Here is a 24,057-nt window from a genome sequence, read left to right as displayed (position 1 = left end):
AATTACATAAAGAAAATATATTTCCTGAAAAAGGAGTGTCTCACTATGTCAAATATCGCGAAGAATATCCGGCAATACCGAGAAAATCACAACCTCACTCAACAGGAACTGGCTTTAAAATTACGAATCGGCACGAAGAAAATTGAAAAATATGAATCGGGTGAATCGGTTCCTGATACACAAACCATTTTACGGCTTTCCACCGTTCTTGACATTCCAGCTTCAGAATTCCTGAAGGATGCCCAAACTGGGAACGCCGCTGGTATCGACGAGGACATAAAAAAACTGATTGAAGAAATCGGAACCAAAAAAGCGGAGCTCATTCTAAGAACAGCTAAGGACTTTAGCGAAGAACAAATTCTGAATGTTATGCATACTTTATATAATACACAAGCTTAATTCAAAAAATGGGTCGTAGTATGTGTATTTTTCTTCAGGATACTGGATATACTATGATTAACACTTTCTATGTTAATCCATTAGATTAACTCTTTTTTCTAATTCCCCCTATGGAAAGGGATCCGGCTGCTTAAAACGGCCGGATCCCTATTTTTTTGCTTTTATTGGCAATGATTCTTCATGAAACGTTCCATCCTTCTAAGCGCTTCTTGAAGCTGTTCCATGGAGGATGCATACGAACATCGGATATGCCCTTCACCGCTTTCCCCGAACACATCACCCGGTACAACGGCCACAAGTTCTTCCGTCAGAAGTTTTTCAGCAAATTCCATTGAAGTCATCCCCGTTTTCTCAATTGAAGGAAAAGCATAAAAAGCCCCGCCAGGATTATGACAATCAAGACCCATCTCATTAAATGATTTCACGATATAATTTCGCCTTCTCCGATAACTCCGACGCATTTCTTCCACATCCTGCATACCGTGCTTTAAAGCTTCCAATGCAGCATGTTGCGCAACGGTCGGCGCACACATCATCGCATATTGATGAAGCTTAAGCATCGCTTCGGAAATTTCCTTAGGTGCACAAACGAACCCAAGACGCCATCCAGTCATCGCAAACCCTTTCGAAAACCCATTGATGACAATTGTCCGCTCAAGCATGCCGTCAATGGCAGCAAAAGAAGTGAATTTCTCATCATAAGCAAGTTCGGCATAGATTTCATCGGAAATCACCAGCAAGTCATGCTTTTTAACGATGTCAGCAAGCATCACTAATTCTTCATGCCCAAGCTGTGTTCCCGTCGGGTTATTCGGTGAACAGATTAAAACTGCCTTCGTTTTAGGCGTGATCGCCGCTTCAAGCTGTTGGGGAGTCAACTTAAAGTCATCTTCCTTGGATGTTTGGACCGTGACCGGTATTCCCCCTGCCATGGTCACAAGCGGTGCATAGGCGACGAAACAAGGTTCGACGACAATGACTTCCTCACCTGGATTCAAGATGGTCCTCAGGGCAATATCGAGGGCCTGGCTTGCTCCGACCGTGACAATGATTTGATCCTCTGGCCTATAAGAAACATGGAACTGCTTCTCCATATACCCGCTGATTTCCGACCTCAATTCATATAATCCGGCATTGGCCGTATATGAGGTATATCCTTCCTCCAAGGAGTTGATCGCCGCTTCCCTTACTGCCCAAGACGTAACGAAATCCGGTTCACCCACACCAAGAGAGACTACCCCTTCCAAATTGGCAGCCAAGTCAAAAAAGCGGCGGATGCCTGATGGTTTAAGCTCTGCAATCGTTTTTGAAACATAACTCGTTTTAATCATGGTGACACCACTATCCGCTTATCTTCTTCAGTTTGATCAAAAATGGTGCCATCATGCTTGTATTTTTTCATAATGAAGTGAGTCGTCGTAGAAATGACGGAATCCAGTGTCGAAAGCTTTTCCGAAACAAAGCTTGCTACTTCGTTCATCGAACGTCCTTCGACAATGACTGAAAGATCATAAGCCCCAGACATTAAATAAACGGACTCGACTTCTTTGAATTTGTAAATTCTTTTTGCGACCTCATCGAAACCGACGCCGCGTTTTGGAGTGACTTTTACATCGATCATCGCTGTGACACCATGGTATTCATCCACTTTTGCCCAGTTAATGACCGTTAAGTAACGTACAATAACCCGCATATCTTCTAATTTCTTCAATGTTATTTCAATGTCCGAATCTGATTGATCGGTCATTTTAGCCAAATCCTTCAGATCAATCCGGCTGTTATTTTCAATGATTCTCAAGACTTCCAATTCCTCTTCATTCAAGTGCATTGGAAAACCCCCCTTTTGGAATTCACTAATTTTTAGATGTGATGGTTTGGCTGGCAGATAGTCTCACGAATTACCTTATTAGACTTTTAAAAAAACCTATATGACAATATAATTTAATAAGTCCTATTCTGTCAGGATAAACTTACACTATTATATCAAAATTGGTCGGTGACCTGTTATAGTAATTGTCTTTTTTCATCGTTATTATTACAATTACTGTTATGCAACAGTATTAAAGGACCTTTTTTGGAATATTCAGGGTAGCATGGGTTTTTATCATTGACCAATAACGGAGGTGGAGCTTTTATGGAAAGTCATACAATCAAAGGTGTCGAACGGGTGGGTAATATGGAAATCTATTTTGAATATGACCGAATCGATGATTCCCTCCCCACCCTTGTCCTGCTTCATGGATTTTTGTCATCGAGCTTCAGTTTCCGTAAATTAGTGCCCTATTTAATCAAGGAGTTCAATGTGATCTCAGTAGACCTCCCCCCATTCGGGCAAAGCGGAAAAGAATATCGATATACATATTCATTCCGGAACATCGCTAAATCCGTCGTTATGTTCTTAGAAGGAAAAGGCATCAGGAAATTCAGTACCATCGGCCATTCCATGGGCGGGCAGATTTCCCTGCAGCTCATCAAATCATATCCTGATCTTGTCGACCATGCCATTCTTCTTGCAGGTTCAGGCTATCAGCCCGGATATTCGGAAAAAATGAAGATGGTCAGTTACCTGCCTTTCTTTTCATTCGGGATAAAGCGGTATCTACAAAAATCAGGTATCGAAAAGAACTTGAAAAATGTCGTCCATGACCCGGCCATGATTGACGATGAAATGCGACAGGGATATCTAGGACCATTCATAAAGAAGCATGATATTTTCCGGGCATTGGGGAGGATGCTTCGAGATAAGGAAGTCGATTTGTTGAAGGAGGACCTAAGTGATATTCATACACCATGCCTGCTTATTTGGGGAAGGCATGACCGAGTGGTGCCATTGAATATTGGCCAAAGGCTCCATGAAGACCTGCCTAATTCCGAGCTTGTTGTCATTGAGGATTCCGGGCACCTTCTTCCAGAGGAGAAACCGGCAGAAGTGTATCAATTAATCAAGGGGTTTATTGGAGTAGCCACCCCAACGTAAAAAAGGTGCCCCTGATGGGTACACCCTTTTACACCTTTAGATCGAACAGCTGGCATCATTTTTAATGATGAGCAGCTGTTGTGCAACTTCCAGGCACTTTTCCATCTGAACGGATTCATCGAACGCGAACTCGTAAATGGATTTTATTTTTTCCGCCAGTTCCTTTGGGTCATCTAGATCCCGGATTGCTACGACCGTATCTGCAATTTCCGGCTCATATAGATCCCATCCTATCTTGAATGGGTCCCATTCTTGTAAAACGGCAACCAACGCTAAATTCATTTGCTGTGTATCCATATAATCATCACCTGCTCAATATTTTCAAAGAACATGATTTCATAGTATCATAACAACAGGCTTTTCGCGAAGACGACAAATTTTTATTCGGCGGTGGATATTTTGAACAAGTCAATATTTGAAGAACAAATAAACAGGGAAAATTCAGGGTCTGCAAAATGGGATAAAAACTCGCTCACATCATTGTATGGGCGCGAAGATGTTCTGCCAATGTGGGTTGCCGATATGGACTTCCCATCTCCTGAGGGCATTCAAAAGGCATTGATGGAACGCTTGAACCATCCAATTTTCGGCTATACCGTCCCTTCTGAAAAGGTATTCACAGAAATTCAAAGCTGGCTTAGAGACCGGCACTCCTGGCAAATCGATAAAGAGTGGATCTCATTCAGTTCCGGCGTCGTTTCCGCAATCGGTACAACGATCCAAGCATTCACGAACCCGGGCGATAAAATATTGTTACAATCTCCAGTCTATACCCCATTTTTTGATATGATCAAAAATAATGACCGGGAAGTGGTCAATAGTCCCCTTATCATGGAAAAGGACCGCTTCGAGATTGATTTCACCGATTTTGAGGACAAGCTGAAAAGCGGAGTGAAACTATTCCTTTTTTGCAGTCCGCATAACCCTGGCGGACGCGTTTGGACAAAGGACGAACTCTTGCGAATCGGTGAGCTATGTGAAAAATATGATGTTGTCATCGTCAGTGATGAGATACATGCTGACTTATTCCATACAACATCAAGGCATTATCCGATCGGCTCGCTTTCAGAAAAATTAGCGGACATAACCGTTACATTGATGGCGCCAAGCAAAACATTCAATATTGCCGGCCTTCAGGCTTCATTCCTGATCGCCAGTAATGAAAAATTGCAGAAGCAACTGCAAAAGGCGCAAACGAAACTGGCCTTCCATGGTCTTAATATCTTTGCCTTAACAGCAATGGAGGCCGCTTATCGAGAGGGCCTGGAATGGCTTGAAGACATGATTGTCTACATTGAGGAAAATATAAAAGTGGCAGAGGAATTCATTGCTGCTGAAATTCCTTCACTGCATGTCATGCATCCGGAAGCCTCTTACCTTTTATGGATTGACTGTCGAGACCTTGGATTGACCGACAAGGAAATTAAGGATCGACTGATCCATCAAGGGAAGCTCGCATTGGAGCCTGGTTCAAAATATGGACCCGGAGGAGAAGGTTTCGTTCGAATGAATCTCGGTTGTTCACGCAGCGTCATGATGGAAGGGCTAAACCGTTTGAAATTGGCTTTTTCATAATAAAAAAAGAACCAGGTTTAGAATCCTGGTTCTTCTTTTTCAATCTTTCTCTTCATCAACATAAGGATCATGCTCATATCGTGGCAAGTCCCCAAACGAGGTTTGAATATTTTCTTCAAAAAGTTCTTCCTTTAATTCTTCATATTGGGAATTCGGATAAACCGTTATCTCTTTACCGTATATATCCACACCAACGAAATTTTCATAATCTTCGACATATCCGATATTTTCTTCGGACTCGACATACATATCTTCGTAATCGTTTGGCGGATTTACAAAATCGGAAGGCGATTCAGATGTTCCATAACTGGCAACATCTTGCCAAGAATCCTCCGCATCGTATGCAACTGATTCGTGCCGGTCATCATAATCAAACTTTCCAAATGGGGGTCCCAGCACTTCCTCTTCCACCGGCCGATTGTTCGAAGTTTCCTGTGATGGGGTATGCTCGACACAATAAGTCGTGGTAGGGACGGCTTTCAAACGTTCAAGAGGTATTTCCTTTGAACAAACCTCGCACTTTCCATACTCACCTGCCTCGATGGCAGAAAGCGCTCGTTCAATATCCCTTATTTCATCCCGATCATGTTCGGAAAGGGCCAAATCCTTTTCCCGTTCATATAACTCGGTTCCTTCATCTCCGGGATGATTATCGTAACTCGATAACTCACCTGTCGAATCCTCCAAGCTTCTTCTTAAATCGTGGTTGCCTGAATCATTTAATCGCTCTTCCAACTCTTGCTTCGTTTGCTGCAATTGCTGTTGAAATTCTTTAAGCTGCTGATTGGATAGCATGTGCAACATCCTTTCAAAATCGTTCTTCCCTCTAGTATTTCTCTCATCCCGCCATTCCATAAAGGTACTTTTTACCTTAGGAATAAATTAATTCAGATAACAGAGGCTAACTTAGAAATAATAATTTAAGGGGGCTTCCATTTGTATTTCTATAAAGAAGACTTAATCAATATGATCGTTCCCGATAAGCCTGATCCGAGTGCGGCAAAAGTACTTCAAGAAGCTCTTGGAGGGCAATTCGGTGAAATGCGGACGATGATGCAGTATTCTTTCCAAAGCGCCAATTTCCGCGGCAAGGCTAAACAATATCGTGATTTAATCCGTGGAGTCTTCTTGGAGGAGCTTAGCCACGTTGAACTTGTCCAATCAACCATCAACCAGCTGCTGAATGGTGCTGGCGGGAATATGCCTGGAGATTCCGCTATCGATGGCGCCCCATTGGATGAAGTCATCAAAGGCGGCGCAAACCCCCATCACTTCATCATCGGTGCGAAAGCATCCCTGCCCGTCGATGCTGGCGGCAATCCATGGAATGGATCATGGGTTTATGATCACGGTAATCTTGTGGCGAACCTTTTGAACAATGTCGTGCTTGAATCTACGGGAGTCCTGCAAAAGTCCAGGATTTATGAAATGAGTTCCAATAAATCAATGCGCGAAACACTGGCATTTTTAATGGTTCGCGACAATGCCCACCAAAATGCATTTGCCAAGGCATTGGAAACTCTTGGGGTTGACTGGGGGAAAATCTTCCCTGTACCTAATTATGATTTGAACAAATATCCTGAATGCCGCAAATATGTGGATTTAGGCTACCATAATGCCCAATTCAATTTCAGGTTGGATCAAACTCAAATCGGCGAAGTTTTCCAAGGGGAGACACCGAGCCGAAATGGCGGAAACCTTGCTGTTACAGAGCCGCCAAAAGGATTCCCTGTCCCTGAAATGCCGGATATGCCAAATGAACATAGCCCTGGCTTGAGTGATTTGAACAATTAAAAAAGAAGGCGGACACATCATTCTGTGTCCGCCTTCTTTTTTAATTATTGATATATTTCTCAAAAACATAGCCAAAATCTTTAACATGGTACTTTTTCCGGCTGTCCATCAACCATTCGAAAGCTGCCGAATTAATTTCCTTGAAACTTGCAGCCATTTGGCTTCCGTCAGTGCGAACCTGGTTCAAAGTGGAAGAAGCAAGGTTTACGCTTTGCTGGGCATATTGAAGGGCAAACTCATTCTCATGGCAAATTTCTGATATTTTCACGAGTGATTTGAACAAGTCCTTTAATTCTTCAATGAATTTCTTATGGACATCAATGGAGAAAGTCTTTGCACCGATCGAAAATTTAATTTCCGCATCTAAATCCACGGTCCCCGCGGTTTCAAGTGTGGCGTTGGAAATAGTATACTGGCTGTAGCTATATCTTGTAAGTGTACGCTTTTTACTTATGGCACTTGTGCCGTCCAAATGTATGAATGCTTGATTCGTGAAACAGTACTCATCGGTTTTCGATTTAATCAGGAAATAAATTTTTTCCCCATCCTCATGCATGATATAGTCATCTGCATCCACCTTGTCATAATCGGCAGGACTAATCACACTTCCAATATCACTAAGACCAAGGGCATCAGCCGCAATTTTCTTGAACATCCCTATTCCCCCTATCAAAATTCAGGTGAATTACACCTTATTATAAGTATTTCTCCAATATTATCTCGTCTCGGATCGGAATTCCATCAAAACTGTAAAATGGTATTTCAGGCTTGATTTTCCTTGATTCTTCCACGGCGTTTTTAACGATTTCCGAAATGACATAACCACGCTTTTGAAAAAATTTCATTGCCTGTAAATTATCGTTCGTTGTAATCGCTTTAATAGTATGGCAATTTTTTTCCTTAGCGATATTTTCCATCACATAAAGCAATGAAGAGCCCACCCCTTGATTCTCATGCTCACTATTCAAAGAGATGATCTGACATACATGGTCGGATATTTTGTATGTTCCCAGCCCCGTGATTTTTTCATTCTCGTTCATCACCCCAAAACCTTCAAGTTCCGCATAATGAAACAAGCCTCTTGAAAAAACGACTTGAGTCGTCTCCCAGTGCTGAATGAAAAACTCCTTAACCGTATCTGCCGCAATCATTCTTTTCGCTACGATTTGCATAACCAATTACGCCCCCAAAGTTTCTATCTCTATGCTTATAGTATAAAATGCTTATGCTGATAAGGGAACATTTTATTCTTTACGACCTTCTAACAAAACATAATACCATTCATATTCAGATAATCAATATTAAAAAACGGGGTCTCGTGATGCACATCATCTTCCGGGATCAAGAAATAGTATCATCCTTTATGCGCTGGTTCCTTTTGGTGACCTCATCTTCGAATTGCTTGGTTTTCATTTCTTCCTTCTTTGAATATCTTATAATTGCCCTCATCGTAAAAACGGCTGCCACTAAAAAAATGAAGCAAGTTATACCAGCCGAGATATATTCAGTCTTGTCTTCTGGAAAGTAAAGAAACAAACCCAGTAAAGCATGATTGAGAAAGTCCATCCGATACATCCTTCCTGATAGGGAATTAAACTGCATTATCCCATTATATCAATTACCAGAACAATCCACTAGTGGGCCTAATCGACTAAAACCTAAAAAAAACGAGAGGCACTGAGCCCCTCGCTTCTCTTTTATTTATAAAATGGTGATCCCTTTAATGACTACGTCCACTGCAGGTTTGTCTCCCGCAACTGTCTCTACGTTAGCAATCGTATCGACAACTTCCATGCCTTCGACCACTTGTCCAAAAACAGAGTGTTTATGATCCAGCCATGGTGTGCCTCCTTGTTCCATATAAGCACTGATGATTTCTTCCGGATAACCGGCTTGCTTCATTTGCTCACCCATCCTGCTGTCCACATGCTGGGCTTGCACGACGAAGAATTGGCTCCCGTTTGTTCCCGGGCCTGCATTTGCCATGGAAAGAGCTCCGCGCAAATTGAATAATTGCATGGAGAACTCATCCTCAAATGGAGTTCCCCAGATACTTTCTCCACCCATTCCAGTCCCTGTCGGATCTCCGCCTTGAAGCATGAAATCCTTGATGACACGGTGGAAGATGATTCCTTCGTAGTAACCGTTCTCAGCATGTGTCAAGAAATTTTCCACTGTCTTTGGAGCCAGTTCAGGGAAAAGTTTAATTTTAATATCGCCCATCGTCGTCTGCATGATGACCGCTTTTTCATTTTCCAAAACTTCACTTGTTAATTGTGGAAAGTTTGTCATTGTACATAACCTCTTTCTTTTTAAAATAAAATGGCATGAAACACCATTTTCCATCTTCATTTGTACACTTTACACGATTTTCTTAAAAAAAGCATCTTTACGAAATTGAACAAATTCGCTGTGAAAAATCGTTGTTCTTATGTATCATGAAGGAAGTTAAAAGAAAGGTGGTAGTGGAATGTCAGAACAGGATTTTAAAATCGGCGATAAGGTTACCGCCATATATAAAACTGGAAAATACATCGGGGAAGTCACCGATATCAGACCTGCTGCATATCTTGTTAAAGTGTTGGCTGTCTTGAAGCATCCCATGCAGGGAGATCTTCATAACCCTAAGCAAACGGAAGTGTCCATGTTCCATCAGCGGCGTGCTCTTGCATTCCGGGAGCAAACCAAAGTACCAAAGAATATGGTAAGGACCTTTGATGAGGAGATTCCTGAGTATAAGGAATCCTTAAGAGAAGCTGTTGAGAAAATGAAAGGCACTTTAAGCGAAGCCCAAACAGAGTGGAATGACAAAAGCTTACAGTTGCTGGAAGATCTAGCGGCGGATTATTTCAAATAAAGCATGATAAAAGCCAAATCAGTAGTATATGATTTGGCTTTTATAACGCTAAATGATTCAATACCTTTGATAAATCAATGCGATCGCCAATTGTCGTCGGTTCATGATTTTTCATATAACTTTTATCTTTCTCTACTAACTTAAAGATATTATATGTCGTAATCGCATCATCCAGTGCCCTGTGATGCTTGCCTGTCCCTTCTTTGCCATAGGCCTGTACAGCTTTCCAAAGCCCGGTTTGATTTTGATCACCGAAAAAGCGTTTATACTCCAGGCAAAGATCACTTTGTTTCCCTGAAAAAGGGAAATCCAATCCTGCTTTCTGACAGTTCTGGCGAAGCACCTTCATGTCCATATTTCCCCAGGTTACAATCGTCGTCGGGTGCTGCTCATCTATTTTCTTCAATAAAGTAACCAGCTCTTCAAATGAAATCCCCCTGTCCACCTGATCCTGGGTAATGTTCAAGAACTTCTTGCATCTTCCCGTTAAAACTTGAAATTTCGATGGGTTAACAAAAGATGAGAATTGTTCCTGAATGGTCTCATTAATGACGGTGACTAAACCAACCTCAATGATTTCCGGATAAAACCCTACTGGATTGGCTTTTCCTTCCGGCATCGTAAATTCAAAATCAATGAATACAAATTGCTGTTGTTCCTCCATTTTTATGACCCCCTTCATATTCCTGACATCAACATATAAACAAAAAATGGTTTTTTTCTCACGAGAATATTATAACAGAAGATTTAGAAAGTTTTTTTAGGATCGTTACACACCATTCAGATATGGCTCCTGCAGTCATACCTAATTTACCCAAAACTCTTTATTGTCTACCTTATTTGGATTATGATGGATGAATGAACCAAAAGTACCATTTTTTCATCCCTTCATTCCAAGGACATACTAAAAATATATTAGTTAGGAAGTTGAACTATGCGCACGTATGTTGGTTATATCACGATTTTCCTCTTAGTTCCCGTATTGATCCTTTTCATTTTCCTTTCCTATCAGGAGTGGTCCTTAGCGCAATCTCCCTATCATGTACTCGACGAGCGAATTCCCATTGAATCGATAGAACTGGCTCAGAATAGTTACATGAAGGCAGCAAATGGAAAGGTCATCAGTGAAATTTCCACTGGTGGGAAACGGACTTACCTAAAACTTGAAGACATCCCCCTTTTCCTGGAAAATCTGTTCATCGTTACGGAGGATCAGAAATTTTATGATCATGCAGGCGTTGACCTATCCGGCATAAGCAGGGCGCTTCTTATCAATTCACAAAATAAAACAATCGAACAAGGCGGCAGTACCATAACCCAGCAACTTGCCAGGAATGTTTATCTTTCACATGATAGAACGTATAACCGAAAACTCAGTGAACTAATTTACGCCTATCAAATAGAGCGAAAAAAATCAAAACCGGAAATCATGGAGCTGTATTTGAATGCCATATATTTCAGTAATGGAGCTTATGGAATCGAAGCTGCTTCCCAATATTATTTCAGTAAACCGACTGGAGAGTTATCCAAGGCGGAACTTGCCTTCCTGGCCGCAATCCCTAATAATCCGGAAAACTATAATCCTCTTAAACATTTCGATGCGACGAAAAAGCGTCAGGAGAGATTACTGAAACAAATGGTGGCCGAAGGTGATTTAGGACAGGCCGAGTACGAAAAGCTTATCAAAAGTACGATTAAATTAGACTTGTCCACCCCGGTCGACTTATATCCCGATTACGTGACGTATGTTCATCAGGAATTGAAAAACCTGGTGGCATCCTCCGAGGGTCTTGACAAATCCCTGCAAAGCCCTGATGTCGCTATACGTAAGCAGGCGGAAGCTGAGTTGGATATAAAGGTCGAAAAGCTTTTGAATTCCGGTGTAACCATCCATACCGCACTCGATACTAAGCTGCAAACACAGTCAAAGACTGCCGTACAATCAAAAATCGGTGTCAATGATATCGAGGGAGCTTTAGTGGTTATACAGCATCATACGCACGAGCTTGTCTCTTTGATTGGGGGAAAAGATTATAAAAAAAATTCTTTCAATCGGGCCTACCAAGGCTATAGGCAGCCAGGGTCAGCCATTAAGCCACTTCTCGATTATGCTCCCTATTTAGAAGAAACGGATGCTGACATCAATCAGCTCGTTAGCGGAGCAAGCTATTGCAGCAATAGCTATTGTCCAAAGAATTATAGCGGCGACAGCTACGGGATGGTCACACTAAGAACTGCCTTCGCTCAGTCCTATAACACACCCGCCATAAGGATTTTTGAAAAAACGGGGGTGGAAACGAGTTTCAAGTACCTGGATGCTTTCGACTTTAAAAAGGTGAGCAAAAAAGACCACCATACAAGTTCTGCCATAGGCGGATTCGAATATGGCATGAGTCCCCTTGAACTGACAAATGCCTATACTTCCTTCAATGACGGAAACTATCAGCCAGCGCGCGCCATTATTAAAGTCACCGATCAAGAAGGTAAAGTCCTTTATAAATGGAAAGACCGCTCCAAGGAGATATGGAACAAAAGCACCGTAGCCAAGATGCGGCAGCTGCTCCATGAAACAACCCTTTCCGGGACAGCCCGCAAAGCCTACTTTCCTACAGATTATGTCGGCGGTAAAACCGGTACGACCAATGATGTGAAAGACATGTGGTTTGTCGGTCTGACCGCAAACTATACAACGGGGGTTTGGATCGGAAGGGACAAGCCATCCAATCTACAATCCATTTATTCACATACACCCCATGTATTGATTTGGAAAGATATCAGCCAGACTGCCGAGTGAAAAAAGAAGGTGCCGAGATGGCACCTTCTTTTTTGCTATATGGGAAGACTTGCAATAACGCTGTTATAAAGCTTCAATCCCGCATAAGCGACTATTGAAATTAGTGCCGTCCAAACAAAGATTGGAAAGAAAACCAATCCCACTAGCCTCGATAAATTCAAACTCGGGCTTAACTTATTGACAAAATAAATTAAAGCCACAATATTCGTTGCGATAAAGATGGATCCAAGCCCGATGATGAATTGAACACTGAACAATGAACAGGCACCGCCAATCACATATATGACAGATCCCTTTCTTACACTGTTCAGGGCTTTACCCTCCGAATCCTTGGAAAAGAATAATAAAGACAGCTCCAATATCGTATCGGAGATCAGCTTCAATGCGGCAAAAACCATGAAGAATAATAGGAGCAATACGATCAGCAGTGCCAGCTTAATGCCGGTTTCAGAAAAAAACTCCAGCATTCCTTGGTAGATTCCCAAATTCCCAAATAACTTGAGCATTTGCATTTCCCCATAAATGGCAAAGGAGAGGCTAAATAATAGAATTGAAATGATTGGTAAATAGCTAAGTAAATAAGTGTTTTTCATGATTTCTCCATCCATGCGTCTTTTATCCTATATTATGCAAGATAATCCACCATTTCACAATGGATACTCTACTAATTCATCCTTGAAAAACTTTTTTTAATAAATTTTTCAGGATGATTCCCCCTCCTTTTCTACCTATATATAAAACATCATTTAAGTTGGCCTTCACTGTTTTTAAAGCCATGCAAACCCACATAAATTGCGTTATACTTTTAAGCGAGACAAGTATTCGATAAAAAAATACATATTCAACGAAGATTTCCAAACGTCTAGGATTGCGTGAAAAAAGCATAATAAGACGACTGACTTCGTTTTAAAAAGGGGGGGAGTTTATGTCTTTACTTCATTGGGCGGTATTATCACCGTTTCTATTCGCACTTATTGTGCCAATATTGTACAAACTATTTCGACAAATACATACAGGATGGTTTGTATTGATTTTACCGGTTCTCCTTTTCACTTATTTTTCAAGGTTCATTTCCTTGACCAAACAAGGGAATATCATTATGGAAAGGGCAACATGGATTCCTTCTCTCGGAATTCATGTTGATTTCTATGTAGATGGACTAGGGCTTTTGTTCACCTTGCTCATTACAGGTATAGGTTCACTCGTCGTTCTGTATTCAATTTTCTATTTATCGAAGGCGAAAGAAAGGCTGAACCAATTTTACGTCTTCCTTTTGCTTTTCATGGGAGCGATGCTTGGTGTCGTCCTATCCGATAATCTAATTGTCCTTTATTCGTTTTGGGAATTCACGAGTTTATCATCTTTTCTATTGATAGGATATTGGAATGAAAGGGAGCGTTCACGTTATGGAGCGCAGAAATCACTGCTGATCACTGTGCTTGGCGGCTTAGGTATGCTTGGAGGTATCATTCTCCTTTCCATTATGGGGAACACATTCAGCATACGTGAATTGATAGCCCAAAGCGGGGAACTTATGGACCACTCGCTCTTCATTCCTGCACTTTTGCTTGTGCTGCTTGGTGCGTTCACTAAATCCGCACAGTTCCCGTTCCATATCTGGCTTCCTGACGCGATGGAAGCCCCAACACCAGTCAGTGCTTACCTTCATTCGGCCACAATGGTCAAGGCCGGAATTTATTTGGTTGCCCGATTAAGCCCTGTTTTTGCAGAATCGGGATTATGGTTCTGGCTCGTTTCGATCACCGGATTGATCACCCTGTTCTGGGGCTCATTCTCTGCAATCAAGCAGACTGATTTAAAGGGGATTCTAGCTTTTTCCACCATCAGTCAGCTCGGATTGATCATGTCGCTTTTGGGACTTGGTGCGGCGGCACTCCACTATGAAGCTTTAGGGGAAAATATATACTTGGCAGCCACGGTTGCAGCAGTATTCCACTTGATTAATCATGCGACCTTTAAAGGCAGCCTTTTCATGGTTGCAGGCATCATTGATCATGAAACCGGTACGCGTGATATCAGAAAGCTTGGCGGATTGATGCAGTTGATGCCTATCACTTTCACCGTCGCTGTCATAGGTGCTTTTTCAATGGCTGGACTTCCGCCCTTCAATGGTTTTCTCAGCAAGGAAATGTTCTTAGCCAGCATGGTGAATGTATTGGAATTGAATATCTTCAATATGGAGACGTGGGGGGTTTTGTTCCCTGTGGTGGCATGGGTAGCCAGTGTATTCACTTTTATTTATAGCATGATCGTCGTGCTCAAACCCTTTACAGGCAAACTTCAGTTACAACTATTGGAAAAGAAGCCCCATGAGGCACCGATCGGGATGCTGCTATCCCCAATCATCCTTGCTTCGTTGGTCATCGTTTTCGGTATTTTTCCAAACTTGCTATCTTCGTCGATCATTAAACCTGCGGTAGCCGGCATACAGCCAAGCTTGGTGGGTCCGGATTTCCAAGTCCATATCGCCTTCTGGCATGGATTCAATACTGAAGTATGGATGACCGTCGGCATCATAGCATTTGGAATCCTTTTATACAAAACGCTTCCGAAGTGGCAGAAGATCACTCAGTGGATTCCTGAACGCATATCCCTGAATGCTTTGTATGATAACGGGGTAAGAGGGCTCGAACGCTCAGCTTCCTCCGTCATGAAAGTATTAATGACAGGTTCGATTCGGACGTATTTGCTTTCAATCTTCCTTTTCTTCATTCTTTCCTTGGGCTTTACGCTCTATTGGAAGGATGCATTTAAATTGGATACAGTGAATTTTGCCCCGATCGGTATATATGAATTGGTATTGGCTGCGATCATCGTGATTGGCTCGATCGCCATTCTGTTTGCAAGATCCCGTTTAACTTCCATTATCATCTTAGGCGCCGTCGGTTATACGATTTCCTTATTTTTCGTTTTACTGCGGGCACCGGATTTAGCCCTGACTCAACTAGTCATCGAAACTATTTCGGTAGCGCTGTTCTTGCTCTGTTTCTTCCACCTTCCGTTAATGGCAAGCAGAAAGGAAGAACGAATGAAATTCAAGTTGAATAATGCCCTGATATCCATTGGTGTAGGAGTTATCGTGACATTGATTGCCTTATCGGCACACAGCAATAAACTATTTGATTCCATATCCAATTACTATCTTGAAAATGCTTATAAGGAAGCAGGCGGGAAAAACGTCGTAAATGTCATTCTCGTTGATTTCCGCGGACTTGATACGATGTTTGAAATCAGTGTCCTTTCCATCGCTGCGCTCGGAATATTCGCGATGATTAAATTGCGTTTGACAGGGGGGAAAGATAAATCATGAAGCAAAATGACCTGATTCTCCAAACGGTTACGAAAGTCGCCGCCTTTGTTATCCTGCTGTTTGCGGTAGCCATTTTTTTAGGGGGACATTATTCGCCAGGAGGCGGGTTTGTCGGCGGTTTAATGACTTCAGCCGCCATAGTCCTGCTGTTGCTCGCTTTCGACATTAAAACCGTCACCGGCATCTTGCCGATTGACTATAAGCTAATGATCGGTACAGGCTTGTTCATATCAAGCCTGACCGTAGCTGGTGGGCTGGTGTTCGGGGTGCCTCTCATGACACATGTGTATCATTATGTCGATCTACCGCTTCTTGGGCACATCTCACTTCATACCGCGGTACTTTTTGATCTGGGTGTTTATCTTGTGGTTGTTGGTGTAACGATGACCATTATTCAAACGATAGGGGAGAGTGAATAATGGAACTTTTAATGGCCATTGTCATTGGAATACTATTTATGTGTGCGACCTACTTAATGCTTTCCAAAAGCATTTTAAGAATCATAATCGGTACTGGGCTGCTCAGTCACGGCGCCCACCTATTGATTTTGACGATGGGCGGTTTGAAAGGCGGTTCCGTTCCATTGCTAAGTGATAAAGCTGCATCCTATGTCGATCCGCTTCCGCAAGCGCTTATCTTAACGGCAATCGTCATCAGTTTCGGAGTCACATCATTTCTGCTGGTACTTGCTTATCGGACCTACCAGGAACTCGGTACGGATGACATGGAAGAAATGAGAGGTACGGAAGCGAATGAATAATCTTACTTTCATGCCTGTTTTATGGCCGCTTTTCACAGGCATCTTTCTCATTTTCTTTGCAAAAAAAATCAAGCTGCAAAGAGGGATATCCCTTTTTTCCTCTCTTATCGGAATTGCGATTTCCCTTTATCTTGTGTTTACGGTCCATACTCAAGGTATCTTGGCTTTAGGTGTCGGCAGCTGGGATGCGCCATTCGGGATTGTGATCGTCGCAGATATGCTTTCTTCGCTGCTTGTACTGACCACGAATATCATTGGATTGGCTATACTGCTTTACTCGTTTTACTCCATAGGGGAGGAACGTGAAAGACATTATTATTATCCTATATTTCAATTTTTGCTGATTGGTGTAAACGGTGCCTTCCTTACGGGGGATCTTTTCAATCTATTCGTTTTCTTCGAAGTCATGCTGATGGCTTCCTACGTGCTGCTTGTACTGGGAGGGACGAAAATCCAACTGAGGGAATCATTGAAGTATATCATCGTCAATGTGCTTTCCTCTTCCTTTTTCGTCATCATGGTGGCGTATCTTTATTCAGTTCTAGGAACATTGAACATGGCGGACATCAGCCAGAGGATAACGGAAGTCAGCCAGCCTGGAATCATCTCGGTGATAGCGATTGGCTTTCTGATCGTATTCGGTTTGAAGGGTGCCATTTTCCCGCTCTTCCAATGGCTGCCTGGGTCCTATTATGCTCCACCCATTCCTGTGATGGCTTTATTCGGGGCATTGCTGACAAAGGTCGGGATATATTCCATTTTCAGGACCTATACACTCATGTTTTACCATGACCAGGATTTCACCCATACTTTCCTTGCGATACTTGCAATCTTGACCATCATCATCGGTGTCATTGGTGCGATAGCTTATTGGGATGTAAAAAAAATCATCATTTACAATATCATCATCGCCGTCGGGGTTATCCTATTCGGCATCTCCGTCATGAATGAACAGGCCTTATCGGGCTCCATTCTATATATCATTCATGACATGCTGATCAAGGCTGCTCTCTTCCTGCTAGTTGGCATCATGATCAAAATCAGCGGATCGGATGATTTGCGGGAAATGGGCGGCTTGATCAAGCAATATCCGGCCGTTGCATGGACCTTCTTCATAGCTGCCATATCATTGGCCGGAATTCCGCCGTTCAGCGGTTTTGCCGGCAAGCTCCTGATTCTTCAGGGAGCTGCAGAAAAAGGAGCCTACTTTGGAATGGCCGTTGTCTTGCTTTCAAGCTTAATGGTCCTTTATTCCGTCATGAAAATATTCATGAATGGCTTTTGGGGAACTCCAAAAGCTGATTATGCCTTAACTAATGAAACGGTTAATAAAATGCTGGTTCCTGCCGTCCTCCTTGTCATCATTTCCGTTTTATTCGGAGTAGGAACAGAATCGATTTACCCATTCATTACACAAGCTGTAGATTCATTAATGAATCCAGAAATCTATAACAAAGCGGTTTTAAAGGAGTAGTGCCTGATGTCATTCCAAATTTTACTGAATGTGTTCCTTGCGGTTATCTGGATGTTTTTGAAAAATGAGTTTAACGGGAGCACTTTTATCATCGGATATTTATTGGGGCTCGGCATCATGTTCGTCTTCCGTCATTTTTTCAATGATCGTTTTTACTTGAACAGGGTGAATGCCGTCGTTCTATTACTGCTCATATTCGCAAGGGAACTCATACTTTCCAACATTAGCGTCCTTAAGGTTGTGCTTAAACCGAGTCTGGATATGAGACCTGGCATATTCGCATTTGAAACCGTGCTGACTAAGGATTGGGAAATTACGATACTATCGAATTTAATTACACTGACACCAGGGACACTTGTCGTTGAAGTATCGGAAGATAATCGGATTCTTTATATCCATGCGATGGATATTGCCGACAAAGATGAGGCCGTGGACAGCATTAAAAATACATTTGAAAAGGCGATTATGGAGGTGAGCAAATAATGTTCGATCTAATGCTTAAAATCGCGTTGCTCGGTGTTTCGCTTTCCATGATTGGATTCTTATACCGTTTAATCAAAGGGCCTTCCGTACCGGATCGGGTCATCGCACTCGATGCGATGGGAATCAATCTTATCGCAATCGTTGCACTTGCCTCCATTGTCATGGATACAAGCGCATATCTGGAAGCCATTCTTCTGCTCGGAATCCTATCATTCATCGGAACGGTCGCTTTCGCCAAATTCCTTGAGAAAGGGGAGATTATCGAAGATGACCGCAATCGTTGAAATCCTATCCGCCCTATTCCTATTAATGGGGGTCTTTCTCTTTTTAGTCTCGGCTTTCGGCATCATCCGGCTACCCGACGTCTATACAAGAAATCACGCTGCCTCAAAAAGCTCGACACTTGGGATCATGTTCATCCTGATCGGCACCTTGTTATATTTTTATTATAAACATAGTCATTTCGATTTCCGGGTCGTGCTCGCGATCATCTTTATCTTCATGACCAGCCCTGTTGCCGGACATTTAATCATTCGCTCGGCTTATCATACTGGCGTAAAAATGTGGGATCGGAGTGTCCAGGATGATTTAAAGAAAACCCGGTGATCCATGCCATTGCAAAAGAGCTGCCCTGATTACAGGTGCAGCTCTTTTCTGTCTCAATCCTTTAAAAATACTTGGTCGCCCACTCTGATTTCACCCGTTTGCATGACCGATGCATATACGCCAAAATGATTTTTCCTTTCCTTGACGACAGTTTTCAGGAGTGATGGATCTCTATGGGAATCGCTTGGATCGACAGTTATGATCATACAACGCTCACAATACCTTTTGATTTCCAATTCCACTTCATTTCCGATTAGAATCCTTTTTCCGAACCATCGCTCTTCTAAAAAAGGCGTTTTGTTCACTAAGGATAGCACCAAATTTTGCCTGAATCTCCTGCCATCCAGTTCTTTTCCCCAAAGCTTTGTCAATTCGCCAATCGAGGCATCACTGACAAGCAGGATGTTTTCTTCTTCAATCGCACCTAAAGGAATATGTGCAGGGTGATAAACAACGGGTGCTGCCTCCTGTTTTAACAACCGTTCCATTTCCTCCTGAAAGGCTTCCTCTCCCCATGTCAGCACGTTTCCTGAAGGGGTCTTCACTTTAATTTCCGGATATTGATCAAGGGTTTCCTCACCAGAAAAAACAGCTTGATAACGGACCATTTCCGGTACTTGGGTTATCGTCAGGAACTTCCCATTTTTGTCTTTAAAGGCATGGCTGCGATCTCCATATAGTCCATAGTCCATCACCTTCGTTTTCTGTACCTGTTCACCAGTGAATGATTTTACAGGATGACGGGTGATTTCTTGTATATGACCCACAAGCATAAAAAACCTCTTTTCATACAATAGTCTACTGCCATATTATACTTAAACCGGACACTGTAGAATTATTACGCCACTTTATTGCATTTGTCCTTTTGATTCACTTTGACTTTGGTAAGTCGATAACGGCCAATGTACAGCGTGAAATGCAGATAAGATGATCCTCTTCATCATGGATTTTCACGTCCCACACCATCGTCGTCTTTCCACGGTGGATGATGTTCCCTTCAGCGGTAACAAAACCGGAACGAACGCCCCTTACATGATTGGCATTGATTTCAAGGCCTACGACAGCTTGTCTTGTGCTATCTACCAGCTGCATTCCGCCAAAGCTTGCAACGGATTCCGCAAGGGCAACGGACGCTCCGCCATGCAATAAACCGTACGGCTGCCTAGTTCGTTCATCCACCGGCATCGTCGCAATGACTTTCCCATCACCGACTTCTTTCATTTCTATCCCAAGCATGCCTATCAATGACCTTTCAATATTTCTCTCCATCCCATTACCCCCAACTCTCATAATTTTTCCACCAAAAAATGAATCACTATTCATAATAGTATACATAAAAAGGATGACCCAAGTCTATCAAGTCATCCGTCATTATGTGAATTCGATTATTTGGAGAGGATTTCTTTTAATTCAAACCAGCTTGTCAGTCTTGGAATATCCAATTCCCTGTTATAGGAGTTATCCATTGCATACACTTTTGTTGGAATATCCAATAAAGTTTCCAGCACTGCCGGTTTATCATCAAAATAATAATCCATTTCCAATTTGCGAATCGTATCAATTTTTTCATGATCCTTCATCCCGCAGTAAAAGTGGTCATCCTTAACCGGAAAGCCGTTTTCAATCAGCCATTTTTTCGTCCGTTCACCATGCTCCGCTTTTCTGGCTGTGATGTAATAGATTTCATGACCATCGCGTTCAAGCTCCTGCAGCGTTTCCACTGCGCCCTCGAAGGCTGGACAGGATGAATAATACACTTCATCGGCAAGGCTGTTCCACATCTTGCCCCCAGCCTCTTTATCAAGCCCGAAAGCTTCATGGATCTCCAACGTCTTTAAAGCTCTGAATTTCGTTAACTCTATGTTCGTATTAAGCTTTTCATTATAAAGATGGAATGCGAACTCCCTCAAGTTAATAAGGGTATCGTCAATATCAAAACCGAATTTCATATCCTTCACTCCTATTCAAACATAAGCGGCGGCAAACTGTGATGCGAAGGAAATTTCCTTGTCCACCTGAATGGCCTGTAATCTTTCAATTTCGGCTTTTCTTTTTGGCTCAGCCATCTTAAGTCCAAGGAAGCCAGTATCCCCCTGCAGGATGCATCCAGAAATAAGCTTGGCTAATATATCGGCATCCTTCATGGCACAATTGAGTCCGAACGCACCTGTAGGCGTCATCGTATGTGCTGCATCACCCAATAAAGCAACGCCATCCTTTGTCCACGTTTCACAATAGCTGCTGTAAACATCCAATAAAATGAAGTCCTGCCAAGAGCGGATATTTTCACACACAACCTTTTTTAATTCAGGAAAGGCAAAAAGCAAATCTTCAATGAACGGATCAAAATGCTGTTTTCGCAAATGGGGAAATGAACCATGTTCTATATTCCAGCCAATTTGGATGAAACCTCCAGCCTGAGTGAAGAGGGCAACCTGTGAGCCATTGACCAATGCCATCTTGATCGAAGGCTTCCACCCCTCCGGAGCAGGAATTTTTGCCCACAGTAAATCATAGCCATGATCTTTAATCACGGCCGGTATTCCCGCTTTTTTTCGAACGATGGAAAATCTGCCGTCCGCTCCGATTATCAATGAACTTTGCACTTCCAGGTCATCTCCGCCATTTCGAGCCTTGACACCTGTAAAACGGCCCATTTCATTCTGTATCAAGTCCGTAACCCTCGTATTCATCATCAATTGAAAAGAGTCCAGCTTTTCGGCCTCATTCAATATAGCTGTAAGCAGATGATTTTGAGGGACATGTATCCCAACATGATCGACAGGCCATTCAGGGAGTATCCTTTTAAATATGTGGCCGTCATGCCAATATTCAATTTGTTCCATCATAAGCAAGCCAAGTCTTTCCACACTTTCGAATAAACCGTGCTTTTTAAGAATGGCCTCTCCTTCATCGTTCAAGAACTCGCCCCTGAACTCTCTTGAAACCTCAGAATGCCTTTCAAGCAATACGACTGAAATGTCCTGCTTAGCCAATAGGTAAGCCAGCAGGGCTCCTCCAGGTCCTGATCCGACTATGCATACATCTGATTTAACCACCATGCCTCTTCACCTGTTGTCTATTTTTATTTAGGATAAGCCGTAATGCGTATGTCCTCACCAAACGTTTCCACGCCAGAGAAGGAAACATCCATCGCTTCATCCATCGTATCCACATTCATTCCAGTATACGGTGTTAGTGAGTTTCTTCCGCCCAATAGTTTAGGAGCTATATAAATCAAGTATTTATCGATGAGCCCTTCCCTAAGGAAAGAGGCATTCACTTCGCTTCCGCCTTCCAGCAAGACATCCGTAACCCCCTTTTTATACAGCTCTTCCATCAAAGCCCTTAGATTCAGTCCCGTCTCGTTTTTGGGGACGAAAATGAATTCGATCCCTTTTTCACGTAAAAGGTCCATTTTATCAGCAGGTGCATTTTCCTGCGTTACGATCAAGGTTTTCGTATCTGATACTTGTACAACATTGGCATCCAAGGGAACACGTAATTCACTGTCTAATATGATCCGGATCGGACTTTTCCCTCCGCCCCCCGGAAGTCTGGTCGTAAGTGATGGATCATCGGCCAATACAGTCCCGATACCAACAAGAATGGCATCCACCTCATCACGCAGCAAATGAACGGAATGACGTGACTCTTCTCCTGTTATCCATTTTGAATGGCCTGTGTGGGTAGCAAGTTTTCCATCGAGCGTCATTGCATACTTCGATATGACAAATGGACGATTCGTCAGCATATTGTGAATAAAACGCTCATTCAGCCTTTGAGCTTCCTTTTCCAGGACGCCAACTTCCACTTCAATGCCCGCATCCTTTAGGATCGATATCCCTCTGCCGGCTACTTCCGGATTCGGATCTTGAGTAGCCACCACAACTCGCCGGACACCTGATTCTTTCACCAAATTTGCACAAGGAGGTGTCTTTCCATAATGGGAACAGGGCTCAAGAGTCACATATAGCGTTGCACCTTCTGCATACTCACCCGCCATTTTGAAAGCATGTACTTCCGCATGCGGTTCACCCGCTTTACGGTGGATTCCTGTCCCGGCTATCACACCGTCTTTGACTATGACTGCCCCGACCACTGGATTCGGATTCGTCTTTCCTTTAGCACTGGCAGCCAAATCCAGTGCCAGCTTCATGTAATATTGATCATCATTCATACTATAGCTCTCCTTATACAATCAAAGTAGGCTTCTTTTTGGGAATATGTCCAGACTTCTTAACCTTTGTATCCAGATAGAAACTATTATCTTCCGTCAAACCGCCCCAAAGCGGAATATGGTTCTTTGCCGCAAGTCCATGCTTCATGAGGGCGTCCAGCTTTTTGGGGTTGTTCGTGATTAAAGTCACCGGATCCTCGCGCAGTTCCCTCAACACTCGAATGGCTCCCTCGTAAGATCGCGTATCGTCTTCGAATCCTAAAGCCTCATTCGCCTCGACCGTGTCATAACCTTCTTGCTGAAGCAAATAGGCAAGAGATTTGGAAAACAGGCCGATCCCTCTTCCTTCATGGTCCGCAAGGTAAAAAATTGCCCCGCACCCATGCTCGGCTATCATCTTCATCGATTGGTGAAGCTGGTAGCCGCAATCACAGCGTTTACTGCCGAAGATATCACCTGTGTGACAGATGCTATGCATCCGGACAAGTGCATCCTCCGACTTTTTAAAATCACCATACACCAATACGGAGGATTGCTGTCCAAAAGCGAGGTTGGCTTCCGAAAGCGAATCAAGCACCGCTTCCTTGTCATTATCCGCGCCGTCAAGCTGAAGCCATGTATACCATTGGAAAATCGTTGAGAAATCTCCTTGTTCAACAGGCAGGTTCACAGGCCCCACAAGGCATATATCAGCTTTTCCCGGAGTTTTGATTATATTCATTTTATCTATTAAAAGGTTTTTTGTTTCCTGGGTTATTTTCATGTTAACATCACCTATTTTATAATTTATAGTGTGCCTTCTCCTTACTTTAGGTAAGTAAGTATAT

At 42.8% G+C, this 24,057-nt stretch carries 29 protein-coding genes; 13 read left to right on the top strand and 16 right to left on the bottom strand.

Annotated elements, in window-relative coordinates:
• The first annotated feature begins 45 nt into the window (after window positions 1-45).
• Window positions 46-399 carry a helix-turn-helix domain-containing protein gene (locus BS1321_RS14715; RefSeq protein WP_063234084.1) on the top strand — a complete coding sequence of 118 codons (354 nt, stop codon included), beginning with the start codon at window positions 46-48 and terminating at the stop codon, window positions 397-399.
• Window positions 400-560: 161 nt separating this feature from the next.
• On the opposite strand, the gene BS1321_RS14710 is transcribed toward BS1321_RS14715, so the two are convergent.
• The gene (locus BS1321_RS14710) at window positions 561-1,730 is read right to left on the bottom strand and encodes an aminotransferase (protein ID WP_063234083.1); all 1,170 of its coding nucleotides are present in this window, start codon (window positions 1,728-1,730) and stop codon (window positions 561-563) included.
• Window positions 1,727-2,227 (bottom strand): Lrp/AsnC family transcriptional regulator, encoded by a 501-nt coding sequence (locus tag BS1321_RS14705; protein WP_063234082.1) that lies wholly within the window; start codon window positions 2,225-2,227, stop codon window positions 1,727-1,729. The genes BS1321_RS14710 and BS1321_RS14705 overlap by 4 nt, the downstream gene beginning before the upstream one ends.
• A gap of 306 nt (window positions 2,228-2,533) precedes the next feature.
• Between BS1321_RS14705 and BS1321_RS14700 the strand changes: the two genes are divergently transcribed.
• Window positions 2,534-3,376: an alpha/beta fold hydrolase gene (locus tag BS1321_RS14700; RefSeq protein ID WP_063234081.1), complete on the top strand. Its 843-nt coding sequence runs from the start codon at window positions 2,534-2,536 to the stop codon at window positions 3,374-3,376.
• Between the two features lie 36 nt (window positions 3,377-3,412).
• Here BS1321_RS14700 and BS1321_RS14695 read toward each other — a convergent pair whose 3' ends face one another.
• Window positions 3,413-3,673 (bottom strand): DUF1871 family protein, encoded by a 261-nt coding sequence (locus BS1321_RS14695; protein WP_063234080.1) that lies wholly within the window; start codon window positions 3,671-3,673, stop codon window positions 3,413-3,415.
• Between the two features lie 102 nt (window positions 3,674-3,775).
• Between BS1321_RS14695 and BS1321_RS14690 the strand changes: the two genes are divergently transcribed.
• Window positions 3,776-4,951, top strand: coding sequence for a MalY/PatB family protein (locus BS1321_RS14690; protein ID WP_063234079.1), 1,176 nt, complete (start codon window positions 3,776-3,778; stop codon window positions 4,949-4,951).
• 39 nt (window positions 4,952-4,990) lie between these two features.
• Here the strand turns inward: BS1321_RS14690 and BS1321_RS14685 are convergent, their stop codons facing one another.
• Window positions 4,991-5,746: a TraR/DksA C4-type zinc finger protein gene (locus tag BS1321_RS14685; RefSeq protein WP_063234078.1), complete on the bottom strand. Its 756-nt coding sequence runs from the start codon at window positions 5,744-5,746 to the stop codon at window positions 4,991-4,993.
• 141 nt (window positions 5,747-5,887) lie between these two features.
• Here BS1321_RS14685 and BS1321_RS14680 point away from each other — a divergent pair, with 141 nt between their 5' ends.
• Window positions 5,888-6,745, top strand: coding sequence for a manganese catalase family protein (locus BS1321_RS14680; protein WP_063234077.1), 858 nt, complete (start codon window positions 5,888-5,890; stop codon window positions 6,743-6,745).
• Window positions 6,746-6,785: 40 nt separating this feature from the next.
• On the opposite strand, the gene BS1321_RS14675 is transcribed toward BS1321_RS14680, so the two are convergent.
• From BS1321_RS14675 to BS1321_RS14660, 4 genes are all read right to left on the bottom strand, one after another.
• Complete coding sequence (locus BS1321_RS14675; RefSeq protein ID WP_063234076.1) at window positions 6,786-7,400, bottom strand: PH domain-containing protein; 615 nt, start codon at window positions 7,398-7,400, stop codon at window positions 6,786-6,788.
• A gap of 40 nt (window positions 7,401-7,440) precedes the next feature.
• Window positions 7,441-7,917 (bottom strand): GNAT family N-acetyltransferase, encoded by a 477-nt coding sequence (locus BS1321_RS14670; RefSeq protein WP_063234075.1) that lies wholly within the window; start codon window positions 7,915-7,917, stop codon window positions 7,441-7,443.
• Between the two features lie 169 nt (window positions 7,918-8,086).
• On the bottom strand, window positions 8,087-8,311 hold the full coding sequence (locus tag BS1321_RS14665; RefSeq protein WP_063234074.1) for a hypothetical protein: 225 nt from the start codon (window positions 8,309-8,311) through the stop codon (window positions 8,087-8,089).
• A 135-nt stretch (window positions 8,312-8,446) separates the two neighbouring features.
• Entirely contained in the window at window positions 8,447-9,037 is a 591-nt protein-coding gene (locus tag BS1321_RS14660) for a peptidylprolyl isomerase (RefSeq protein WP_063234073.1), read from the bottom strand.
• A gap of 178 nt (window positions 9,038-9,215) precedes the next feature.
• Here BS1321_RS14660 and kapB point away from each other — a divergent pair, with 178 nt between their 5' ends.
• A complete protein-coding gene (kapB, locus tag BS1321_RS14655; RefSeq protein ID WP_063234072.1) occupies window positions 9,216-9,602 on the top strand; it encodes a kinase-associated lipoprotein KapB in 387 nt (128 codons plus the stop codon).
• Between the two features lie 40 nt (window positions 9,603-9,642).
• Here kapB and kapD read toward each other — a convergent pair whose 3' ends face one another.
• Entirely contained in the window at window positions 9,643-10,266 is a 624-nt protein-coding gene (gene kapD / locus BS1321_RS14650; protein WP_063234071.1) for a 3'-5' exonuclease KapD, read from the bottom strand.
• Between the two features lie 270 nt (window positions 10,267-10,536).
• Here kapD and BS1321_RS14645 point away from each other — a divergent pair, with 270 nt between their 5' ends.
• Window positions 10,537-12,396, top strand: a complete 1,860-nt coding sequence (locus tag BS1321_RS14645) for a transglycosylase domain-containing protein (protein WP_063234070.1) — start codon at window positions 10,537-10,539, stop codon at window positions 12,394-12,396.
• 35 nt (window positions 12,397-12,431) lie between these two features.
• Here BS1321_RS14645 and BS1321_RS14640 read toward each other — a convergent pair whose 3' ends face one another.
• On the bottom strand, window positions 12,432-12,989 hold the full coding sequence (locus BS1321_RS14640; RefSeq protein WP_063234146.1) for a DUF5366 family protein: 558 nt from the start codon (window positions 12,987-12,989) through the stop codon (window positions 12,432-12,434).
• Window positions 12,990-13,321: 332 nt separating this feature from the next.
• Here BS1321_RS14640 and BS1321_RS14635 point away from each other — a divergent pair, with 332 nt between their 5' ends.
• From BS1321_RS14635 to mnhG, 7 genes are read left to right on the top strand one after another with little or no spacing between them, the layout of a single operon-like run.
• Window positions 13,322-15,727, top strand: a complete 2,406-nt coding sequence (locus BS1321_RS14635) for a Na+/H+ antiporter subunit A (protein ID WP_063234069.1) — start codon at window positions 13,322-13,324, stop codon at window positions 15,725-15,727.
• Window positions 15,724-16,146 (top strand): Na(+)/H(+) antiporter subunit B, encoded by a 423-nt coding sequence (locus BS1321_RS14630; RefSeq protein WP_063234068.1) that lies wholly within the window; start codon window positions 15,724-15,726, stop codon window positions 16,144-16,146. The genes BS1321_RS14635 and BS1321_RS14630 overlap by 4 nt, the downstream gene beginning before the upstream one ends.
• Entirely contained in the window at window positions 16,146-16,487 is a 342-nt protein-coding gene (locus BS1321_RS14625; protein ID WP_063234067.1) for a Na(+)/H(+) antiporter subunit C, read from the top strand. Before BS1321_RS14630 ends, BS1321_RS14625 begins: the two co-directional genes overlap by 1 nt.
• Window positions 16,480-17,961, top strand: a complete 1,482-nt coding sequence (locus BS1321_RS14620) for a Na+/H+ antiporter subunit D (protein ID WP_063234066.1) — start codon at window positions 16,480-16,482, stop codon at window positions 17,959-17,961. Before BS1321_RS14625 ends, BS1321_RS14620 begins: the two co-directional genes overlap by 8 nt.
• A 6-nt stretch (window positions 17,962-17,967) precedes the next feature.
• The gene (locus BS1321_RS14615) at window positions 17,968-18,444 is read left to right on the top strand and encodes a Na+/H+ antiporter subunit E (RefSeq protein WP_063234065.1); all 477 of its coding nucleotides are present in this window, start codon (window positions 17,968-17,970) and stop codon (window positions 18,442-18,444) included.
• Window positions 18,445-18,455: 11 nt separating this feature from the next.
• Window positions 18,456-18,728, top strand: coding sequence for a Na(+)/H(+) antiporter subunit F1 (locus tag BS1321_RS14610; protein WP_370023645.1), 273 nt, complete (start codon window positions 18,456-18,458; stop codon window positions 18,726-18,728).
• Window positions 18,712-19,050 (top strand): monovalent cation/H(+) antiporter subunit G, encoded by a 339-nt coding sequence (gene mnhG / locus BS1321_RS14605; RefSeq protein WP_063234064.1) that lies wholly within the window; start codon window positions 18,712-18,714, stop codon window positions 19,048-19,050. The genes BS1321_RS14610 and mnhG overlap by 17 nt, the downstream gene beginning before the upstream one ends.
• 53 nt (window positions 19,051-19,103) lie before the next feature.
• On the opposite strand, the gene BS1321_RS14600 is transcribed toward mnhG, so the two are convergent.
• The 6 genes from BS1321_RS14600 to BS1321_RS14575 all read right to left on the bottom strand — a co-directional run bounded on the left by BS1321_RS14600 (window position 19,104) and on the right by BS1321_RS14575 (window position 23,993).
• On the bottom strand, window positions 19,104-19,823 hold the full coding sequence (locus tag BS1321_RS14600) for an MOSC domain-containing protein (RefSeq protein WP_063234063.1): 720 nt from the start codon (window positions 19,821-19,823) through the stop codon (window positions 19,104-19,106).
• A gap of 97 nt (window positions 19,824-19,920) precedes the next feature.
• The gene (locus tag BS1321_RS14595) at window positions 19,921-20,319 is read right to left on the bottom strand and encodes a hotdog fold thioesterase (RefSeq protein ID WP_094246698.1); all 399 of its coding nucleotides are present in this window, start codon (window positions 20,317-20,319) and stop codon (window positions 19,921-19,923) included.
• A 116-nt stretch (window positions 20,320-20,435) separates the two neighbouring features.
• A complete protein-coding gene (locus tag BS1321_RS14590) occupies window positions 20,436-20,999 on the bottom strand; it encodes a 5' nucleotidase, NT5C type (protein ID WP_063234061.1) in 564 nt (187 codons plus the stop codon).
• Between the two features lie 15 nt (window positions 21,000-21,014).
• Window positions 21,015-22,112, bottom strand: coding sequence for an FAD-dependent monooxygenase (locus tag BS1321_RS14585; protein WP_063234060.1), 1,098 nt, complete (start codon window positions 22,110-22,112; stop codon window positions 21,015-21,017).
• A gap of 23 nt (window positions 22,113-22,135) precedes the next feature.
• Window positions 22,136-23,230: a bifunctional diaminohydroxyphosphoribosylaminopyrimidine deaminase/5-amino-6-(5-phosphoribosylamino)uracil reductase RibD gene (ribD, locus tag BS1321_RS14580; protein ID WP_063234059.1), complete on the bottom strand. Its 1,095-nt coding sequence runs from the start codon at window positions 23,228-23,230 to the stop codon at window positions 22,136-22,138.
• A 13-nt stretch (window positions 23,231-23,243) separates the two neighbouring features.
• The gene (locus BS1321_RS14575) at window positions 23,244-23,993 is read right to left on the bottom strand and encodes a GTP cyclohydrolase II (RefSeq protein WP_063234058.1); all 750 of its coding nucleotides are present in this window, start codon (window positions 23,991-23,993) and stop codon (window positions 23,244-23,246) included.
• Window positions 23,994-24,057 lie beyond the last annotated feature (64 nt).

This window comes from Peribacillus simplex NBRC 15720 = DSM 1321 (genome assembly GCF_002243645.1).
Lineage (GTDB): Bacteria > Bacillota > Bacilli > Bacillales > DSM-1321 > Peribacillus > Peribacillus simplex.
This window is presented reverse-complemented; position numbering and strand designations above follow the sequence as displayed.